General features: G+C 68.9%; 17 protein-coding genes, 1 tRNA gene and 1 pseudogene. 10 read left to right on the top strand and 9 right to left on the bottom strand.

Annotated elements, in window-relative coordinates; all coding sequences use genetic code 11:
* Nucleotides 1-81 precede the first annotated feature (81 nt).
* From ACTJI6_RS07615 to ACTJI6_RS07600, 4 genes are all read left to right on the top strand, one after another.
* Nucleotides 82-612 (top strand): YceD family protein, encoded by a 531-nt coding sequence (locus tag ACTJI6_RS07615; RefSeq protein ID WP_206436877.1) that lies wholly within the window; start codon nt 82-84, stop codon nt 610-612.
* Nucleotides 613-855: 243 nt separating this feature from the next.
* Nucleotides 856-1,062: a 50S ribosomal protein L32 gene (gene rpmF / locus ACTJI6_RS07610; RefSeq protein ID WP_126153697.1), complete on the top strand. Its 207-nt coding sequence runs from the start codon at nt 856-858 to the stop codon at nt 1,060-1,062.
* Nucleotides 1,063-1,084: 22 nt separating this feature from the next.
* The gene (gene plsX, locus ACTJI6_RS07605; RefSeq protein ID WP_126153696.1) at nt 1,085-2,194 is read left to right on the top strand and encodes a phosphate acyltransferase PlsX; all 1,110 of its coding nucleotides are present in this window, start codon (nt 1,085-1,087) and stop codon (nt 2,192-2,194) included.
* Entirely contained in the window at nt 2,191-3,165 is a 975-nt protein-coding gene (locus ACTJI6_RS07600; RefSeq protein ID WP_126153695.1) for a beta-ketoacyl-ACP synthase III, read from the top strand. Before plsX ends, ACTJI6_RS07600 begins: the two co-directional genes overlap by 4 nt.
* Before the next feature lie 4 nt (nt 3,166-3,169).
* Here the strand turns inward: ACTJI6_RS07600 and ACTJI6_RS07595 are convergent, their stop codons facing one another.
* Nucleotides 3,170-3,448, bottom strand: a complete 279-nt coding sequence (locus tag ACTJI6_RS07595) for a DksA/TraR family C4-type zinc finger protein (RefSeq protein ID WP_440799281.1) — start codon at nt 3,446-3,448, stop codon at nt 3,170-3,172.
* A 173-nt stretch (nt 3,449-3,621) separates the two neighbouring features.
* On the opposite strand from ACTJI6_RS07595, the gene ihfA reads away from it, so the two are divergent.
* The 4 genes from ihfA to ACTJI6_RS07575 all read left to right on the top strand — a co-directional run bounded on the left by ihfA (nt 3,622) and on the right by ACTJI6_RS07575 (nt 5,806).
* Nucleotides 3,622-3,924: an integration host factor subunit alpha gene (gene ihfA, locus ACTJI6_RS07590; protein ID WP_126153693.1), complete on the top strand. Its 303-nt coding sequence runs from the start codon at nt 3,622-3,624 to the stop codon at nt 3,922-3,924.
* 15 nt (nt 3,925-3,939) lie between these two features.
* On the top strand, nt 3,940-4,524 hold the full coding sequence (locus tag ACTJI6_RS07585) for a MerR family transcriptional regulator (RefSeq protein ID WP_440799279.1): 585 nt from the start codon (nt 3,940-3,942) through the stop codon (nt 4,522-4,524).
* Nucleotides 4,525-4,603: 79 nt separating this feature from the next.
* A tRNA-Pro gene (locus ACTJI6_RS07580) sits at nt 4,604-4,681 on the top strand.
* A 57-nt stretch (nt 4,682-4,738) separates the two neighbouring features.
* A complete protein-coding gene (locus tag ACTJI6_RS07575) occupies nt 4,739-5,806 on the top strand; it encodes a 2'-deoxycytidine 5'-triphosphate deaminase (protein WP_440799277.1) in 1,068 nt (355 codons plus the stop codon).
* A gap of 65 nt (nt 5,807-5,871) precedes the next feature.
* Here the strand turns inward: ACTJI6_RS07575 and ACTJI6_RS07570 are convergent, their stop codons facing one another.
* From ACTJI6_RS07570 to argS, 7 genes are all read right to left on the bottom strand, one after another.
* A complete protein-coding gene (locus ACTJI6_RS07570) occupies nt 5,872-6,972 on the bottom strand; it encodes a THUMP domain-containing class I SAM-dependent RNA methyltransferase (RefSeq protein ID WP_440799275.1) in 1,101 nt (366 codons plus the stop codon).
* A gap of 38 nt (nt 6,973-7,010) precedes the next feature.
* Nucleotides 7,011-7,202, bottom strand: coding sequence for a hypothetical protein (locus tag ACTJI6_RS07565; protein WP_126153689.1), 192 nt, complete (start codon nt 7,200-7,202; stop codon nt 7,011-7,013).
* Between the two features lie 4 nt (nt 7,203-7,206).
* Nucleotides 7,207-7,806: an SMC-Scp complex subunit ScpB gene (gene scpB / locus ACTJI6_RS07560; protein ID WP_440799783.1), complete on the bottom strand. Its 600-nt coding sequence runs from the start codon at nt 7,804-7,806 to the stop codon at nt 7,207-7,209.
* 59 nt (nt 7,807-7,865) lie between these two features.
* On the bottom strand, nt 7,866-8,714 hold the full coding sequence (locus tag ACTJI6_RS07555) for a segregation and condensation protein A (RefSeq protein WP_440799272.1): 849 nt from the start codon (nt 8,712-8,714) through the stop codon (nt 7,866-7,868).
* Between the two features lie 115 nt (nt 8,715-8,829).
* Nucleotides 8,830-9,819: a beta-N-acetylhexosaminidase gene (nagZ, locus tag ACTJI6_RS07550; protein WP_440799271.1), complete on the bottom strand. Its 990-nt coding sequence runs from the start codon at nt 9,817-9,819 to the stop codon at nt 8,830-8,832.
* Nucleotides 9,819-10,937, bottom strand: coding sequence for an SPOR domain-containing protein (locus ACTJI6_RS07545; RefSeq protein ID WP_440799269.1), 1,119 nt, complete (start codon nt 10,935-10,937; stop codon nt 9,819-9,821). Before ACTJI6_RS07545 ends, nagZ begins: the two co-directional genes overlap by 1 nt.
* Nucleotides 10,938-11,010: 73 nt before the next feature.
* Nucleotides 11,011-12,753, bottom strand: a complete 1,743-nt coding sequence (gene argS, locus ACTJI6_RS07540) for an arginine--tRNA ligase (RefSeq protein ID WP_440799267.1) — start codon at nt 12,751-12,753, stop codon at nt 11,011-11,013.
* A 279-nt stretch (nt 12,754-13,032) separates the two neighbouring features.
* Here argS and ACTJI6_RS07535 point away from each other — a divergent pair.
* A pseudogene (locus ACTJI6_RS07535) lies at nt 13,033-14,580 on the top strand (DEAD/DEAH box helicase); the annotation flags it as partial.
* A gap of 469 nt (nt 14,581-15,049) precedes the next feature.
* On the top strand, nt 15,050-16,528 hold the full coding sequence (gene lnt, locus ACTJI6_RS07530) for an apolipoprotein N-acyltransferase (RefSeq protein WP_440799265.1): 1,479 nt from the start codon (nt 15,050-15,052) through the stop codon (nt 16,526-16,528).
* 71 nt (nt 16,529-16,599) lie between these two features.
* Here lnt and ACTJI6_RS07525 read toward each other — a convergent pair whose 3' ends face one another.
* Nucleotides 16,600-17,226: a DnaJ domain-containing protein gene (locus tag ACTJI6_RS07525; protein WP_440799263.1), complete on the bottom strand. Its 627-nt coding sequence runs from the start codon at nt 17,224-17,226 to the stop codon at nt 16,600-16,602.
* Nucleotides 17,227-17,293 lie beyond the last annotated feature (67 nt).

Below are 17,293 nucleotides of genomic sequence, written 5' to 3'. Positions count from 1 at the left end.
GCTCAAGAATGACAATCCCGCCGGGGATTTGCCGCCGACCGCCGGTGCCGATTCCCCGGACGACATGACAAAGGCCCCGCCATGACCGCCCCCGCCAACCAGCCCGACCGCCTGCGCGTCGCGCATCTGAACCCGCGCGCGCCCACCGCCTTTTCGCTGACGCCCGATGCCGACCGCTGCGCGGCCATCGCCGCCGAACTGGGCATCGGCGGCTTGTCGAAGCTGATCTTTACCGGAGAAATCCGCGCCGAGGCGGGCGAGGCCTGGGAACTGACCGGACGGCTGCGCGCCCGCGTCACCCAGCCCTGCGTTATCACCTTGAAGCCCGTCAAGACCGCCCTGGACGAGGAGGTCGAGCGGCATTATTCGCCCCACCTTGCCGCCCCCCAGGGCGACGAGGTGGAAATGCCCGACGACCGGCTGGAACCGCTGGGGCAGTTCATCGACCTGGCCGCCGTGATGATCGAGGAACTGGCCCTGGCCCTGCCGGAATACCCGCGCGCGGAAGGGGCCGAACTGGACACCGGACCCCAGGAGCCCGTCGCCGACACCCGCCGTCCCTTCGCGGGGCTGGACCGGCTGCTGCGCGGCGGAGAGGCGGACCAGGGCTGATTCCGGCCCGCCGACCGCCCCACCGTGGCCCTGGTGCCACAGCGGGCGTGGATTCCGACGCCGCCCCGCGCGTGACGCTGGCGGAAAGCCCGCGCGCCGGTGCAATTAGCCCTGCCTGCCCCGACGCAAGGGGTTGCGGGCGGGGCCGTCATGGCGTATCTGCGCGGTTCATTTTCGAATTCAAATCCCTGGGGATGCGCAAGACGCCAGCGCGTCGCACCCCCTCAAACCCGAGGTTGTGACATGGCTGTCCCTCAGAATCGCGTTACCCGGTCCCGCCGGAACATGCGCCGCGCCCACGATGCCCTGGTTGCGGGCAACCCGAACGAATGTTCGAACTGCGGCGAGCTGAAGCGCCCGCACCACGTCTGCCCGTCCTGCGGCCACTACGCCGACCGCGAAGTGATCGCGCAGGCGAATGAGATCGACCTGGACGACGACGCGGCCTGATCGGGCTTGGCAACCGCGCCAGATGACCGACCGTGACGTGACCCAGACCGCAACGCCCGCCCCCGACCACGGGGGCGGCGTGGTGATATCGGTCGATGCCATGGGCGGCGATCGCGGCCCCGTGGCTGTCGTCGCGGGCATGGCCGAAAGCGCGGCCAAGAACCCGGAAATCCGGTTCATCGTGCATGGCGACGAGGCAGAGCTTCGCCGCCTTGTCGGGCGCCGCAAGGCGCTTTCCGGTCGTTGCGACATCCGTCACGCGGCAGGCGTCGTCACCATGGACGACAAGCCCAGCCAGATCGTGCGCAAGGGCGACGGCACCTCGATGTGGTCGGCCATCGAATCGGTCAGGACCGGAGAGGCCGGGGCCGCCGTCAGCTGCGGCAATACCGGCGCGCTGATGGCCCTGTCGATGCTGCGCCTGCGCAAGCTGCCGGGCGTGAACCGCCCCGCCATCGCCTGCCTGTGGCCGTCGCTGAACCCGCAGGGCTTCAACATCATGCTGGACGTGGGCGCCGATATCCGCGCCGACGCCCATGACCTGCTGCAATATGCGCTGATGGGCGCGTCCTATGCCCGCAACGGCCTGGACGTCGAACGCCCCCGCGTCGGCCTGCTGAATGTCGGGACCGAGGAGCACAAGGGCCGGGCCGAACTGAAGCAGGCCCAGGACATGATCCTGGCAGCCGCCGATGCGGGCAAGTTCGATTACGTGGGCTTCGTGGAAGGGGGCGACCTGCCCTCGAACCGCGTGGATGTGATCGTCACGGACGGCTTCACCGGCAACATCGCCTTGAAGACCGGCGAAGGCACGGCCAAGCTGGTCGGCACCCTTCTCAAGGACGCCTTCGCGAATTCGATCATGTCCAAGTTTGCCGCCGTGCTGGCGATGACCTCTTTGAAACGCCTGCAAAAGCGCATCGACCCGCGCCGTGTCAACGGCGGGATCTTCCTGGGCCTGAACGGCACCGTCATCAAGTCGCACGGTTCCGCCGACGCGACCGGCGTGTCCGCCGCGATCAAGCTGGCCTTCCAACTGGCCAAATCCGGCTTCCAGGACCGCCTGGCCGCCCGCGTGGCCCAGGGCGCCGCCTCGGTCGCATCCGGCCCTCAAAGCGAGGCCGCGTCGTGACCCTGCGATCCGTGATCCGGGGAACCGGCCATTACCTGCCCGAACGCATTGTCGAGAACGCCTGGTTCGAGGACAAGCTGGACACCACCGACGAATGGATCCGCTCGCGCACCGGGATCGAGCGGCGGCATTTCGCGGCCGAAGGCCAGGCGACCAGCGACATGGGCCTGCGCGCCGCCCGCGCGGCCCTGGACAAGGCCGGCCTGCGTCCCGACGACATCGACGGGATCGTCCTGGCGACCTCGACCCCCGACTATACCTTTCCGGCGTCCGCCACGATGATCCAGCACGGGCTGGGGATGACGCATGGCTTCGCCTATGACGTGCAGGCGGTCTGCGCGGGCTTCGTCTTCGCGCTGGCCAATGCCGACGCGATGATTCGCGGCGGGATGGCGAAACGCGTCCTGGTCGTCGGCGCCGAGACGTTCTCGCGCATCATGGACTGGTCCGACCGCGGCACCTGCGTGCTGTTCGGCGACGGTGCCGGTGCGGTGGTGCTGGAAGCGCAGGAGAGTGCCGGCACCAGCGACGACCGGGGGATCCTGGCCAGCGACCTGAACAGCGACGGCCAGTACCGCGACCTGCTGTATGTCGACGGCGGCGTGTCCACCACCGGCACGGCGGGGCATCTGCGGATGCAGGGCAACCTGGTCTTCCGCCATGCCGTCGAAAAGCTGGCGAAAACCGCCCATGTCGCCCTGGACAAGGCCGGGCTGACGCCCGCCGACGTGGACTGGCTGGTGCCGCACCAGGCCAATGCGCGGATCATCACCGCCACGGCGCAAAAGATGGGCCTGCCGATGGACAAGGTGGTGCTGACGGTCGCCGACCACGGCAACACCTCGGCCGCGTCGATTCCGCTGGCGCTGTCGGTGGCCGATGCCCAGGGCCGCTTTGCCCAAGGCGACCTGATCGTGACCGAGGCGATCGGCGGCGGGCTCAGCTGGGGATCGGTCGTCCTGCGCTGGTAAGCGGTTATTTCAACTGCGAATCCTTGCTGCCGCGCCGGTTGATGCCCGCCGCAGGACGGAATGCACGGTCGCGATCCGCTTGACAGTCCACGCAAAGCTGCACCCCCGGCAGGGCCTGCCGCCGCGCTTCAGGAATGGGTTCGTCGCAGTCGATGCAGGCCGTGGCGCTTGCCCGCACGCCCCTGCCCTGTCCGGCGCGTAGCCGGGCGCGGGCCACGGCCTCGGCCGTGCTGATCTCGATCTGGTCGTTCACCGCGTCGTCGCGCGCCCATCCTCCGGCCATCGCATCCTCCTCCGATCCTCTTACAGATAGGACAAGGCGGCCCGGTTGCAACGGTTCGGGGCGGTCGCGCAATCGTTGCCTCGTGCGGCCCTTGAATCGGAACGAAAAAGCCCGCTTGTCGTTGACAGGCTGAACGATTCCCACCATCCTGGTGAAATCAAAGGGGAAAACTCATGGGTGAGAAGACGCTGACTCGGATGGATCTGGCGGAAGCCGTTTTTCGGGATGTCGGCCTGTCGCGCCACGAATCCGCCCAGCTTGTCGAATCGGTCCTGGACCATATCTCGGACGCCCTGGTAAGGGGCGAACAGGTGAAGATCTCGTCCTTCGGCACTTTCAGCCTGCGCGACAAGAACGAACGGATCGGCCGCAACCCCAAGACCGGCGAGGAAGTGCCGATTACCCCCCGTCGCGTCCTGTCCTTCCGCCCCTCGCACCTGATGAAGGACCGCGTGGCGGCCGGAAACAAGGGCTAGGGGCGTTCTGACCCGATGACGAAAGGCGCAGACGCATTCCGGTCGATTGGCGAGGTTGCCCGCCTGCTGGGCGTGGCGCCCCATGTCCTGCGCTATTGGGAAACGCAGTTCTCACTGCTGAAGCCGATGAAACGCCCCGATGGGCGGCGCTATTACCGCCCCGACGACGTGCGGCTGGCGGCCGGCCTCTGCACCGTGCTGCGCGACGAAGGACTGACCATCCGAGGCGCGAAGATGCTGATGGCCCGTGACCGGGGCGCCGCGCTGCGGGAACGCGGATCGCTCCGCTTGGCCGATCTGCCCGAACCCGACGATACCCTGATCGACAGCCCCCAGGACGACGGCCAGCCGGACAACACCCTGCGTCAGGACGGCCCGCTGGACGATCCACGGCCCGCATCGGGGCCGAAATCCCGCCATCGCCGGCGCCCGGCGGCAACGGTCGGTCATGCGGCCCAGGGTCGCCCCGCGCCCGGTTGGCTGGGGCGGCTGGTGGCGATGAACGCCCGCCTGCAAGAACTTCGCCCCGCCGATCCCCTGGTCCGCACGGGACGGCAGGCCCTGGCGCAGTTGCGCGACGGCTTGGCGCGGATTTGCTGACATCTCGGGCCTTTGCGGCGCAGATTTCCGTCTTGCGGGCCTTGTGCAGGCAGGCAAGATCGCTCTATACGGTGCGCGTCGGGCCGTGGCGCAGTCTGGTTAGCGCGTCCGTCTGGGGGGCGGAAGGCCGAGAGTTCGAATCTCTCCGGCCCGACCATTTCGAAAACGCCCATCCCTTGCCGGGGGTGGGCGTTTTCGCATGAAAGGTTTCGGCATGAACGGCGTTCTTCCCGACAGCGGCATCCGCGCCCTGATCCAGTCCGGCGCGATCACCGCGGACCCGGCGATCATCCCGGAACAGATCCAGCCCGCCAGCCTGGACCTGCGTCTGGGCGATGTCGCCTATCGCCTGCGCGCCAGCTTCCTGGCCGGGCGCGGCCAGCGGGTGATGGTCCGGCTTGCCGATGTGCAGATGCACCAGATGGACCTGACCGGCGGCGCGGTGCTGGAACGCGGCTGCGTCTATCTGGTCCCGCTGATCGAACGCCTGTCCCTGCCCGGCGGGCTGACGGCGGTCGCCAATGCCAAATCCTCGACCGGCCGGCTGGATCTGCTGACTCGACTGGTGGCCGATGGCGGCACCGAGTTCGACCGCCTGCCCGAAGGCTATGACGGCCCCCTCTATGCCGAGATCTGCCCGCGCAGCTTTTCGGTCCTGGTCCGCCCCGGGATGCGCCTGAACCAGTTGCGGCTGCGGCAGGGCCAGGCGGTGCTGTCGGACGACCAGCTGCGCGACCTGAACGCCCGCGAACCTCTGGTCGGCGGCCAGGCGCTGATCGACAACGGCCTGGGCTTTTCCGTCGACCTGAAGCCCGACCGGGGCGATCTGGTCGGCTATCGCGCCCGCCCCCACAGCGGGGTGATCGACCTCGACCGGATCGGCGCCTATGACGCGCGCGATTTCTGGGACGAATTGCGTGCCGACCGGGGGCGGTTGATCCTGGATCCCGGCGCCTTCTACATCCTCGTCAGCCGCGAATCGGTGGCGATCCCGGCCGACTACGCGGCCGAGATGGCCCCCTATCTGGCGATGGTCGGCGAATTCCGCGTCCATTACGCGGGATTCTTCGACCCTGGCTTCGGCATCGGCGAGACCGGCGCCGGCGCGCGTGGCGTGCTGGAGGTCCGCTGCCACGAGGCGCCCTTCGTGCTGGAACACGGCCAGGTCGTCGGGCGTCTGGTCTATGAACGCATGGCCGCCCGCCCCGACCGGCTGTATGGCGCAGGCATCAAGTCGAACTACCAGGGCCAGGGCCTGAAGCTCGCCAAGCAGTTCCGCTAGGCCCTCTCACCTTTGTCCAAATATCCTCGGGGGGTCCGGGGGGCGAAGCGCCCCCGGCCTTGGGCCTACACCATCCCCGTCTGCCACAGCCGCACCTTCAGCCCGCCATGCGCCACGACCGGACCCGATTCCAGCGGCAGGCCGGTGGCCTTGGCCAGCCCCCCTTCGCTGGTCACGATCCCCACCCGCCAGCCTTGCAGCCGTTCGCGGAACACCGCACCCATAGCTGCGTGCAGCCCGAACAGCGGCCCCTTGTTGCCGATCCGTGCGCCATAGGGCGGGTTCACGATGACGATGCCGGGCGGGCCGTCGGGGCGTTGCAGATCGCCGATGGCGCGGCAGTCAAAACGAGTCAGCCCGGCTACCCCCGCCCGCTCGGCATTGGCGAGGCTCATGCGGATGGCCCCTGCATCGCGGTCGCTGCCGAAAAACTGCGCGGGCGCCGGATGCGGCGCGGCGGCGGTGCGCATCGTCTCCCAGGCGGCCGCATCGAAGCTCGCAAGCTGCTGGAAGCCGAAGCTGCGACTGCGGCCCGGTGCCAGGCCTGCCGCGATCTCGGCGGCCTCGATCACGAAGGTGCCCGACCCGCACATCGGATCCAGCACCGGCTGGCTGCCGTCGAACCCCATCTCGCGCAGGAACATCGCGGCCATGGTCTCGCGCATGGGGGCCTTGGCGACGGCTTCCTTGTGGCCGCGCTTGTGCAGCGATTCGCCCGTCGTATCCAGGCTGATCGTCACCAGATCGTCCTCGATCCGAACCTTGACGACCAGGGCCGCGTCGGGCGCCAGCGGCGCGCCCAGTTCGTCGGCGATGGCGCGTTCGATCCGCTGGGTGGCCGCGCCCGCGTGATAGATGCGGCTGGCCTTGCAGGTGGTTTCCACCCGCACCGGCACGTCGCGCCGCAGGACCGTGGCCCAGGGGAACTTGCGCGCCCGCTTGTCCAGCTGCGCCAGATGCAGCGCGCGAAAGCTGCCCACCCGCGCCAGCACCCGCGTCGCGCCGCGCAGCCACAGGTTCGCGCGCCAGACATCGGCCCAGCCGCCGGTGATCGTCACGCCGCCCGGTCCCACCACCGGCTGCCAGCCCAGGGCAGCGGCCTCGGCGGCCAGAGGGGCTTCCAGGCCCGGGGTCGCCACCAGGAAAATCTCGAATCTCTCATCCATCGCGCAGCCCTAACGCGGCCGGCCTGCAAAGGCGAGTGTCAGCGCCCGATGCGGCGGGTCAGGCGGGCGGCGCGGCGGGCGCGCTTGACCGCCTGGCGCATGTCCTTGGCCTGCCGGGCCGAGGCGCCACCGGATTTGGCAAGGCGGTCGACACCCTTGTCGATGCCCCGCCCCGCAAGGCGGCGGCCCAGCAGCCGGGACAGCAGGGCAATGAACTTGGCCAGGGTCATGGGGTCATTCGTCCTCGAACAGGTCTTCACCGGGTTCCGAGGCGCCGATATCGTCGTCCCCTTCGGGCAAGGCAAGGGGCATATGCAGCCCCTCGACCGGCGGGCGCGATTCCAGCAATCCCGCTGCGCGCAGTTCGGCCAATCCCGGCAGGTCGCGGGCCGATTCCAGGCCGAAATGATCCAGGAAGGTTTCCGTCACCACGAAGGTCGCGGGCCGTCCCGGCGTCATTCTGCGGCGACCGATGCGGACCCATTCCATCTCGATCAACTGGTCCAACGTGCCGCGCGATACGGCGACGCCGCGAATCTCCTCGATCTCGGCGCGGGTGACGGGCTGGTGATAGGCGATGATCGCCAGCGTCTCGATGGCGGCGCGCGACAGGCGGCGCTGTTCGACGGTTTCCGTCTGCATCAGGAACGACAGGTCGGGCGCGGTGCGGAAGGCATAGCCGTCGCCGATCCGTTCCAGCACCACCCCCCGCCCGGCATAGATCCGGCGCAGCCCTGCCAAGGCCTCGGCCGGGTCGCAACCGGCGGGCAGGCGTGCGGCCAGGTCGCGCACGCTCAGCGGCTGGCCGGATGCGAACAGGATCGCCTCGACCATGCGCTCCTGCTGCGCCAGGGGCGGAAAGTCGATGTCGGCGGTGGCGGCAGCGGGATCGGTCACGGCTGGTCGGTCACGGGTTTGCGGCGAAAGCTGATCGGGGCAAAGGGGCCCGGCTGCCGTATCTCGATCCGGCCCTGCCGCGCAAGCTCCAGCGAGGCCGCGAAGGTCGCCGCCGTGGCGGAGCGGCGGCGCGCGCCCCGGCTGGCCCAGCCGTCCGGCAGGAAATCGGACAGGTCGGTCCAGTCGCCCGCATAGCCGATCAGGCCGCGCAGCCGGTCAAGCGCCTGTTCCATGGTGAACACGTCCTGCCGGTCGAAGGCATAGGGGCGGAATTCGTCGCGCGTCTTCAGCCTTGCATAGGCGCGCATCAGATCGATCAGCCCCGCCTGCCATTCGGTGCGCCGTTTCTTCGCCACGGTTTCCGGCGACCCGCGCTGGAACCGGCTGATCCCCAGCCGATTCCGGCCCATCAGCTGCGCCGCCGCCTGCCGCATCGCCGCCAGCCGTTCAAGCTGAAAGGCCAGATGCGCGGCCATTTCCTCGGCCGAAGGGCCTTCGGCTTCGGGGTCGGGAGGCAGCAGCAGGCGCGACTTCAGAAAGGCCAGCCATGCGGCCATGACCAGGTAATCGGCGGCAAGCTCGATCCGCAGGCTGCGGGCCTGTTCGATGAAGGCCAGGTATTGCTCGGCCAGATGCAGAACCGAGATCTTCATCAGATCGACCTTCTGCACCCGCGCCAGCGTCAGCAGCAGATCCAGGGGGCCTTCATAGCCGTCCACATCGACGATCAGCGCTTCCTCGGCACGGCGCTGCGCGACGCTGTCGGCGTCGGACGCGGGTCCATGAACGGGCCGCAGATAGGGGATGTCGCTGGCGGCGCGGGCCACGGGGTTCCTTTCGGTCATGGCCGCCAGAGTCGGCCCTGCCCCGGCCGGAGTCAAGACGCCCCCCCTTGCAGGGGGCTTTCAGCCCCCGTCCCTTCGGGCCTGTCCCAGAGGATAATTTCGTGAAGAAGAAGCGTCAGGCGATGGCGCCGGTCAGGCTGCGCCATTCGGCCATCAGCGCGGCGAAATCCATATCCTGCGGGGCGCCGCGCTGCGCCAAAGCGGCGGCCGCGCGGCGCTGCACGTCCGGGGTCATCGCCCCAGCGGCGGCCACCACCGGCTCCATGTCGGCGATGGTGCCGTTGCAATGCAGCACCAGATCGCAGCCCGCCGCGATGGAGGCCGCCGCGCGCTCGGCCTGGGTTCCAGACAGAGCGTTCATGGTGATGTCGTCGGTCATCAGCAGCCCGTCGAAGCCGATGCGGTCGCGGATCAGGCCGATCATCCGGCGCGAGGCGGTGGCAGGGGCGTCATCCAAGGCGGTGAAGCGGATATGCGCGGTCATCCCCATCGGCAGGTCGTTCAGCGCGCGGAACGGGACGAAGTCCATCGCCTCGAGATCCGCTGGGGGCGCGGCCACCGTGGGCAGGTCGTGATGGCTGTCCGCCACGGCGCGGCCATGGCCCGGCATGTGCTTCATCACCGGCAGCACGCCCGCCGCCAGCATCCCGTCCGCCGCCGCCCGGCCCAGCATGGCAACGGTGTCGGGGTCGGTGCCGAAACAGCGATTGCGCAGGAACGGATGCGTATTGGCCTGCGCCACGTCCAGCGTAGGGGCGCAGTTGCTGTCGATCCCCACCGCGCGCAATTCCCGGCCGATCAGGGCATAGCGCAGCCACATCGCGCGCGGCCCGGCGGCGGCCTGATCCAGCGGCGCGGGCCATTCGGTCCAATGCGGGCCGCGCAGGCGCTGCACCCGCCCGCCTTCCTGATCGACGGTGACGACCGCATCGCGGCCCACCGCGTCGCGCAGGTCGCCGGTCAGGCGGCGCAACTGGTCAGGGTTGTCGACATTGCGGCCGAACAGGATGAAGCCCCAGGGATCGGCCGCACGGAAGAAATCCCGCTCGGCCGCAGTCAGTTCGGTCCCGGCGATCCCGCCGAGGATCGTGGCGTTGGCAGGCATCAGTTCAGGGCAAGGCAGTCCGTGCCGGCCGATTTCAGCGCGGCGCAGAACTGGCGCGCCTCGGACAGCGATTCGAAGCCCGCGACGCGCAGCCGCCAGAAGGTGCGGCCGTTCGACTGATGCTGCTGGATCACCTGCTGCTTGCCGCCGAAAACGACATGCTTGTTCATCAGCCGGTTCCATTCGCTGGCGGCGATGGCGTTGCTGTCGAAGGCGCCCAACTGGACCTGCGGGCCGCTGGCCTGGGACACCGGGGCGGGGGCGGCCGGTTCCGGGCGGCTTTCGGCGGCGACGGGACGGGCATCGGTGGCGGTGGTCCCGGCCGAGGCGACGCGGGTGCTGCGCGGGCGCGGCGCGGGCCGGGTCGAGGCCGTCAGCACGCCGGGATTGGCCTCGGCCTGAGCCAGCGCCAAAGCCTCGGCGATGGCGGCGGCCTGGGCGGGGGCGCCGTTTTCGTCGGTCAGCGCCTCGTTCACCGGGCCTTCGCTGGCCGGGGCGTCGCTGATGGCGGCATCCTGCACGGCGCTGTCGGCCAGGGCCAGGCGCTGCGCCTCGGCCTGGGCTTCGGCAAGGGCGCGGGCCTCGCTGTCGGACAGCGGCACGATCGGTTCGCCGTCGAAGCTGAGCGGGGTTTCCGACACCGCCGAGGGCTGACGCGGCGTGGCGCCCAACTGGCCCATCGCCACATCCTCGTCCGACAGGCCGACCGGCGCGGGGGCGATGGCGACCTGCTGGGTCGGCTGGTGATCGGCGCCTTCGGCCACGGTGTTGACCGCATAGCCGGTATAGTTCGTCAGTTCCCCGCCGGGATCCGAGGGCGCGGTGCGCGCGTCGCCGACGATGGCGCGGATCACCGGCACGCCCGACACGTCGCGCGACACCAGTTGCCAGCCCCAGACCATCAGCCCCACCATCAGCGCGACCGAGGCGACCGCGCCCAGGTAATGCGTCAGCCGGGCGAATCGGGCCGTCAGGCTGTCATTGCCCTGAGGATCGGCCGCGAATCGGGCCTGATCCTCTTGCGGCTGATCCGAGCCGCCCTGGTCATACGAGAATTCGCGCTTCACCTTGTGACGCGAGAACACATAGCCGCCTTCGCGGAAATCCATCACTGCCATAGCCTGCCTGCCTGCCGGTTGATCCGACTTGAACTTGACTGCCCGTTCCAACCGGCGGGGGCGCTTTGTACGTTCAGCGCATTTCCTTGACCGGCGTGACCCCAAGGATAGCGAGACCGCTTGAAATAACAACGCCAACTGCGCGCACCAGCGCGATTTTTGCTTGGGTCGTGTCCGGATTGCCATCCTGCACGAAGCGCAGGGTCGGGTCGTCGTTGCCCCGGTTCCACAGCGAATGCAGGTCCGAGGCGATCTCATAAAGGAAAAAGGCGATACGGTGCGGTTCGTGGGCGCGGGCCGCGTGTTCGACCAGTCGGGGCCATTCGGCGACCTTCCGCGCCAGATCCAGTTCGGCCGGATGGGCCAGCCGGGTCAGATCCGCCGATGCCAGGGCCGAATCGCTGACATCGACGCCCGAATCGCCCGCGCGGCGCAGCACCGAATGGACCCGCGCGCTGGCATACTGGACATACCAGACCGGGTTGTCCTTGGACTGCTCCAGCACCTTGGCGAAATCGAAATCCAGCGGCGCGTCGTTCTTGCGCGTCAGCATGACGAAGCGCGTCACGTCGGCGCCCGCCTGTTCGACCACATCGCGCAGCGTGACGAAGGTGCCCGCGCGCTTGGACATCTTGAACGGCTCGCCGTTCTTGAACAGCTTGACCAGCTGGATCAGCTTGATGTCCAGCGGCACCCGCCCGTCCGACAGCGCCTTGACCGCCGCCTGCATCCGCTTGACATAGCCGCCGTGATCGGCGCCGAACACGTCGATCAGCGCATCGAAGCCGCGTTCGATCTTCGACCAGTGATAGGCGATGTCGGGCGCGAAATAGGTCCAGGCGCAGTCCGATTTCTGGATCGGCCGGTCCACGTCGTCACCATGCGCGGTGGACCGGAACAGCAGTTGCTCGCGCTCCTCCCAGTCTTCGGGCAGCTTGCCCTTGGGGGGTTCCAGAACGCCGCGATAGATCAGGCCCAGGCTTTCCAGGCGGGCGATCGCGGCCTCGATCCGGCCGGTGCCGTACAGCGCCTTCTCGCTGGAATAGACATCCATGCGCACGCCAAGCGCCGCCAGATCGTCGCGGATCATCTCCATCATCGCCTGGGTCGCGAAATCGCGGATTTCGGCCAGCCAGTCGGATTCGGGCTTGTTCAGAAGACTGTCGCCGTACTTGGCCTTCAGCGCCTCGCCCACCGGGATCAGATAGTCGCCGGGGTACAGCCCCTCGCGGATTTCCGGTTCCAGCCCATTGGCCTCGCGGTAACGCTCGTAGGCCGAACGCGCCAGCACATCGACCTGCGCGCCGCCGTCGTTGATGTAATATTCGCGCGTCACCTGGTGGCCCGAGAACGCCAGCAGGTTCGCCAAGGCGTCGCCAAAGACCGCCCCGCGCACATGGCCCACATGCATCGGGCCGGTGGGGTTGGCGCTGACGAATTCCACGTTGACCTTCTGGCCCGTGCCGATGGTGGACCGCCCGAAATCCTCGCCCTCGTTCAGGGCGGCGGCGACGACCCCGCGCCAGACGGCGGGGGACAGGCGCAGGTTCAGAAAGCCCGGTCCCGCGACCTCGGCCGCAGCGATGCGCGGATCGGTCAGCCGGGCGGCCAGCCGGTCGGCGATGTCGCGCGGCTTCATCCCGGCGGGCTTGGCCAGCACCATCGCGGCATTGGTCGCCATGTCGCCATGGGCCGGATCGCGCGGCGGTTCCACCGCGACATTGGCGAAATCCAGGTCCGGGGGCAGCTCGCCCGCCTGCGTCATCTGCTCCAGCGCGGCCAGCACGACGCCGCGCAGATCGGTGAATAGGTTCATCATCGCTTTCCTGACTGTCCCCTGCGGGTTAGCGTCTGGGGCGGGGCGCGGTCAACACAAAGCCCAAAGCCGCGGCCTTTTACGCAAGGTTTTCCGGTGAAAACATTGACGTGGCCGTCCACTTGGTCTAAGGCGCTGCATGGCCCGCATCCGGCGGGCCGACTGAAGGGGCGTGCCAGTCTGCGTCCCATTGCAGGCCGCACCCAGCCATCCGGGCTTCGCGGCGGTGGAACGCATCGCGTCGGGGTCCGGCGCGCAAAGCCTTTGGAAAGCCCCTGAATGACGAAATTCTCCGATCTGAAGCTTGATCCCAACGTGCTGAAGGCCATCGCCGAGGCCGGGTACGAGACGCCGACGCCGATCCAGGCCGGCGCCATCCCCCCCGCCCTGGAAGGCCGCGACGTGCTGGGGATCGCGCAGACCGGCACCGGCAAGACCGCCAGCTTCGTGCTGCCGATGATCACCATGCTGGGCCGGGGCCGCGCCCGCGCACGGATGCCGCGTTCGCTGGTCCTGTGCCCGACCCGCGAACTGGCCGCCCAGGTGGCCGAGAATTTCGACACCTATGCGAAACACACCCGCCTGACCAAGGCGCTGCTGATCGGCGGCGTCAGCTTCGGCGAACAGGACAAGCTGATCGACCGAGGCGTGGACGTGCTGATCGCCACGCCGGGGCGGCTGCTGGACCATTTCGAACGCGGCAAGCTGCTTTTGACCGGCGTGCAGATCATGGTCGTGGACGAGGCCGACCGGATGCTGGACATGGGCTTCATCCCCGATATCGAACGCATCTTCCAACTGACGCCCTTCACCCGTCAGACGCTGTTCTTCAGCGCCACCATGGCACCGGAAATCGAGCGGATCACCAACACCTTCCTGCACGCCCCCGAGCGGATCGAGGTCGCGCGCCAGGCCACCACAAGCGAAACGATCACTCAGAAGCTGGTCGAGCTGACCCCCAGCCGCCGCGACCTGGCAGCCAAGCAGAAACGCGACCTGCTGCGCGCCCTGATCGACGCCGAGGGCGAAGGTCTGAAAAACGCCATCATCTTCTGCAACCGCAAGACCGACGTGGACATCGTGGCCAAGTCGCTGGCCAAGCACGGCTACGACGCGGCGCCGATCCATGGCGACCTGGACCAGAGCCATCGGACCCGCACGCTGGACAATTTCCGCGACGGCAAGCTGAAATTCCTGATCGCCTCGGACGTGGCGGCGCGGGGGCTGGACATTCCGGCGGTCAGCCATGTCTTCAACTATGACCTGCCGTCCCATGCCGAGGATTACGTCCACCGCATCGGCCGCACCGGTCGGGCCGGACGGCTGGGCAGCGCCTTCAGCATCGCCACCCCGTCCGACGAAAAATACCTGGCCGCCATCGAAAACCTGGTCAAGCAGACCCTGCCGCGCGCGGCCCTGCCGGAAGGATTCACCGTGTCCGAAACCGACCGCAACGCAGGCCGCGACGACCGCCGTCCGGGCCGCGACAAGTCTCGTGGCCGCGACAAGCCCCGCAGCCGGGACGAGGAACGGCGAGAGGACCGCGCGCCCGAACCGCCTCGCGAGGAAGCCCGCCGCGAACCCGTCCGCGAGGAACGGCGCGACGAGCGGCCCCAGGATCGCGGCCATGACCGGCGCGACCCGTCCCGCGACCGGCGTGGCCGGCGCGAGGACAATCGCGGCCCCGCCGTGATGGGCATGGGCGACCACGTTCCCGAATTCATGCTGGTGGAACTGCGCCGCGCCCTCGCCTCGACCTCGCCGGACAGCGACGACCGGCCGCGCCCGGCCGAGGCAGCCGCCCAGCCCGAGGCGGAAGGCAAGGCCGACAAGCCGCGCCGCAGCCGCAGCCGCCGCAAGAAAGCCGAGCCTGCCGTGGAAACCGCAGCGGTCGAAACCCCCATCGACGCCGTAGCGCCCGAGGCCGCGCAGGACGCCCCCGCACCAGAAACGCCCGCAAGTGACCCCGTGGAACCGGCCACCCAGGCGCCGACGCCCGAAGCCCCGGAACCTGCCGCAGAAGCTGCCGCAGAACCCGTGGCCCAGGAAGCGCCGAAGCCCAAGCGCACCCGCCGCAAGAAGGCCGAGGTCGAGGCAGAGGCTCAGCCCGAAACCCCGGCCGAGCCTGCCGAAACGCCCAAGCGGACGCGCCGCAAGAAAGCCGAACCCGCTGCGGACGCCCCCGCCCCCGAGGCGGAAGCCGAAGCTGCCCCCAAGCCCAAGCGCACCCGCCGCAAGAAGGCCGAGGAACCCGCCCCTGTGGACAGTGCCGAAGCCGAGGCCTGATTTCCCGCCAATGCCCGGCCGTCCGCCCCTGCGGCAGCTCTGGATCCCGCTGGCCCTCGGGCTGGTCGCGGCGCTTGGCCTGCCGCCCTTCGGCCTCTGGATCGCCACGCCTCTGGCCCTGGCGATCCTGATCCACCGCGTCGCGCGACGGGGCGGGGTCTTCCTGCCGATGCTGGCGGCAGGGTTCGGCTGGTTCGCCCTGTCGATGTCCTGGATCGTCGAGCCGTTCCTGGTCGAGCCTGAAATCCATGGCTGGATGGCGCCCTTCGCCCTGGTCCTGATGGCCTTGGGCGGGGCGCTGTTCTGGGCCGTCCCAGCCGCGCTTGCCGCGCGCCTGACTGTGCCCGGCCCGTGCCGGGCCATCGCCATCGCGGCGTCGCTGCTGCTGTCGGACTGGCTGCGCGGCTGGATCTTCACCGGCCTGCCCTGGGCGCTGATCGGCCATGCCTGGATCGACACGCCCCTGGCGCAGACGGCGGCCTGGACCGGGGCACTGGGCCTTGGCGCGATCACCCTGACCCTGGCGGCGCTGCCCGCGCTGATCCGGCCGCTGCCCGCCGTGGTCTTGGCGGTCGCCTTGACCGGCGGGCTATGGAGCGCGGGTCTGGCGCGGCTGTCCCAGCCCCTGCGCCCGGACAGCCCCGCGCGCCTGCGGATCGTCCAGCCGAACGCCCAGCAGGATCTGAAATGGGATCCCCAATGGGCGGCGGTGTTTTTCCAGCGTCTTCTGGACCTGTCGGCGGAACCCGGCCGCCGGGACGTGGTGATCTGGCCCGAAACGGCGGTGAATTTCCTGCTGGAGGATGCCGACCCGGTGCTGCCCGCGATGGCGCAGGCGGCGGGCGCGCCCCTGGTCCTGGGCATCCAGCGGCGCGACGGCAGCCGGTTCTACAACAGCCTTGTCACGCTGAACCCCGACGCCACCATCGGCGCGGTCTATGACAAGTTCCACCTTGTCCCCTTCGGCGAATACGTCCCCTGGGGCGACGCCCTGGCGCGGATCGGCATCGGCGCCTTCGTCGCCCAGCAGGGCAACGGCTATTCCGCAGGCCCCGGCCCCGTGGTTATGCAAGTCCCCGGCATGCCCGATTTCCAGCCGCTGATCTGCTACGAGGCGATCTTTCCCCAGCACCTGCGCGGCCTGGACCAGCGGCCCTCCTGGCTGCTGCAAGCCACCAACGACGCCTGGTTCGGGAAATTCTCCGGCCCCTATCAGCACCTGGCCCAGGCCCGGCTGCGCGCCATCGAATCCGGACTGCCGCTGATCCGCGCCGCCAATACCGGCATCAGCGCGGTGATCGACCCGCATGGCCGGATCCGCCAGTCGCTGCCCTTGGGCGTGGCGGGCAAGATCGACGCCGCCCTGCCCGCGCCCCTGCCCCAAACGCCCTGGATGCGGTGGGGCAACGCCCCGGTGATCCTGCTGGCCGCTCTCATGCTCGGCTTGGCGATCACCCGCCGCCGGCCCGACCGAAACCTCCTCGCCTGACCGAATCTTCTGTGCCCAAATATCCGCAGGGGAGTCCGCGCAGCGGACGGGGGCGGCAGCCCCCGCCACCTTCAGTCCTTGAAGAACCGGCTGTCCTTCACCTGGTCCCAAGCCCAGACAACCTCGGCCAGCCGGTCTTCGTCCGACCGGTCGCCGCCGTTCATGTCGGGATGCAGATCCTTGACCAGCGACTTGTATTGCTTGCGGATCTCGACCCGCGTCCAAGTGTCCTTGGCTTCCAGGATGTCCAGGGCCTTGCGCTCGGTCGGGGGCAGCTTGCGGCTGGCCTTGGCGCGCGCCTCGGGGGCGGTGCCGTTGGCGCCCAGGATCTCCAGCGGATCGCTGACGCCGTGGCGCGCCCATTTGTCCTCGGCCGCGGCGCGGCCAAAGGGCTTGGTCGGGCGCTCCCAGACGGTCGCGTTGTCGATGAACTGCTGAAATTCCTCCTCGGACTGACCCTGGAAGTAGTTCCAGTTCGCGTTGTATTCGCGGACATGCTCCTTGCAGAACCAGAAATAGTCGTCCAGCTGCCGAGGGTTCTTGGGCGCGCGGTACTGGCCAGGCTCTTCGCAGCCCTGCTTGTCGCAGATCCGGGTCGAGGTCTCGAAGGCCCCCGACATGCCGCGACGGCCCTTGGTCTTGCGCTTCTTGTCCTTCGCGGCCGAAATGTCGAAGCCGAACGGGTCGTTACTGCTCATTGTGGGGCACCTTTGCGACTCGGAGGCGGCAGTTTAGGGTTTTTGACGCGACATGAAAGGTCTTGAC

Origin of the sequence: Paracoccus sp. 22332 (assembly GCF_052045125.1) — a bacterium.
Lineage (GTDB): Bacteria > Pseudomonadota > Alphaproteobacteria > Rhodobacterales > Rhodobacteraceae > Paracoccus > Paracoccus haematequi_A.
The sequence above is the reverse complement of the archived record's forward strand: the minus strand, read 5'-3'. Positions and strand labels throughout refer to the sequence as shown.

Excerpts from the sequence above, each read along its gene's own strand:
- plsX (WP_126153696.1), top strand. The coding sequence starts at position 1,085 with ATGACCGACCGTGACGTGACCCAGACCGCAACGCCCGCCCCCGACCAC.
- nagZ (WP_440799271.1), bottom strand. The coding sequence starts at position 9,819 with ATGCCTGCCAACGCCACGATCCTCGGCGGGATCGCCGGGACCGAACTG.
- ACTJI6_RS07595 (WP_440799281.1), bottom strand. The coding sequence starts at position 3,448 with ATGGCCGGAGGATGGGCGCGCGACGACGCGGTGAACGACCAGATCGAG.
- ACTJI6_RS07545 (WP_440799269.1), bottom strand. The coding sequence starts at position 10,937 with ATGGCAGTGATGGATTTCCGCGAAGGCGGCTATGTGTTCTCGCGTCAC.
- ACTJI6_RS07615 (WP_206436877.1), top strand. The coding sequence starts at position 82 with ATGACCGCCCCCGCCAACCAGCCCGACCGCCTGCGCGTCGCGCATCTG.
- lnt (WP_440799265.1), top strand. The coding sequence starts at position 15,050 with ATGCCCGGCCGTCCGCCCCTGCGGCAGCTCTGGATCCCGCTGGCCCTC.
- ACTJI6_RS07565 (WP_126153689.1), bottom strand. The coding sequence starts at position 7,202 with ATGACCCTGGCCAAGTTCATTGCCCTGCTGTCCCGGCTGCTGGGCCGC.
- ACTJI6_RS07570 (WP_440799275.1), bottom strand. The coding sequence starts at position 6,972 with ATGGATGAGAGATTCGAGATTTTCCTGGTGGCGACCCCGGGCCTGGAA.
- ACTJI6_RS07575 (WP_440799277.1), top strand. The coding sequence starts at position 4,739 with ATGAACGGCGTTCTTCCCGACAGCGGCATCCGCGCCCTGATCCAGTCC.
- rpmF (WP_126153697.1), top strand. The coding sequence starts at position 856 with ATGGCTGTCCCTCAGAATCGCGTTACCCGGTCCCGCCGGAACATGCGC.
- argS (WP_440799267.1), bottom strand. The coding sequence starts at position 12,753 with ATGAACCTATTCACCGATCTGCGCGGCGTCGTGCTGGCCGCGCTGGAG.
- ihfA (WP_126153693.1), top strand. The coding sequence starts at position 3,622 with ATGGGTGAGAAGACGCTGACTCGGATGGATCTGGCGGAAGCCGTTTTT.
- ACTJI6_RS07555 (WP_440799272.1), bottom strand. The coding sequence starts at position 8,714 with ATGACCGAAAGGAACCCCGTGGCCCGCGCCGCCAGCGACATCCCCTAT.
- ACTJI6_RS07585 (WP_440799279.1), top strand. The coding sequence starts at position 3,940 with ATGACGAAAGGCGCAGACGCATTCCGGTCGATTGGCGAGGTTGCCCGC.
- ACTJI6_RS07525 (WP_440799263.1), bottom strand. The coding sequence starts at position 17,226 with ATGAGCAGTAACGACCCGTTCGGCTTCGACATTTCGGCCGCGAAGGAC.
- scpB (WP_440799783.1), bottom strand. The coding sequence starts at position 7,806 with ATGGTCGAGGCGATCCTGTTCGCATCCGGCCAGCCGCTGAGCGTGCGC.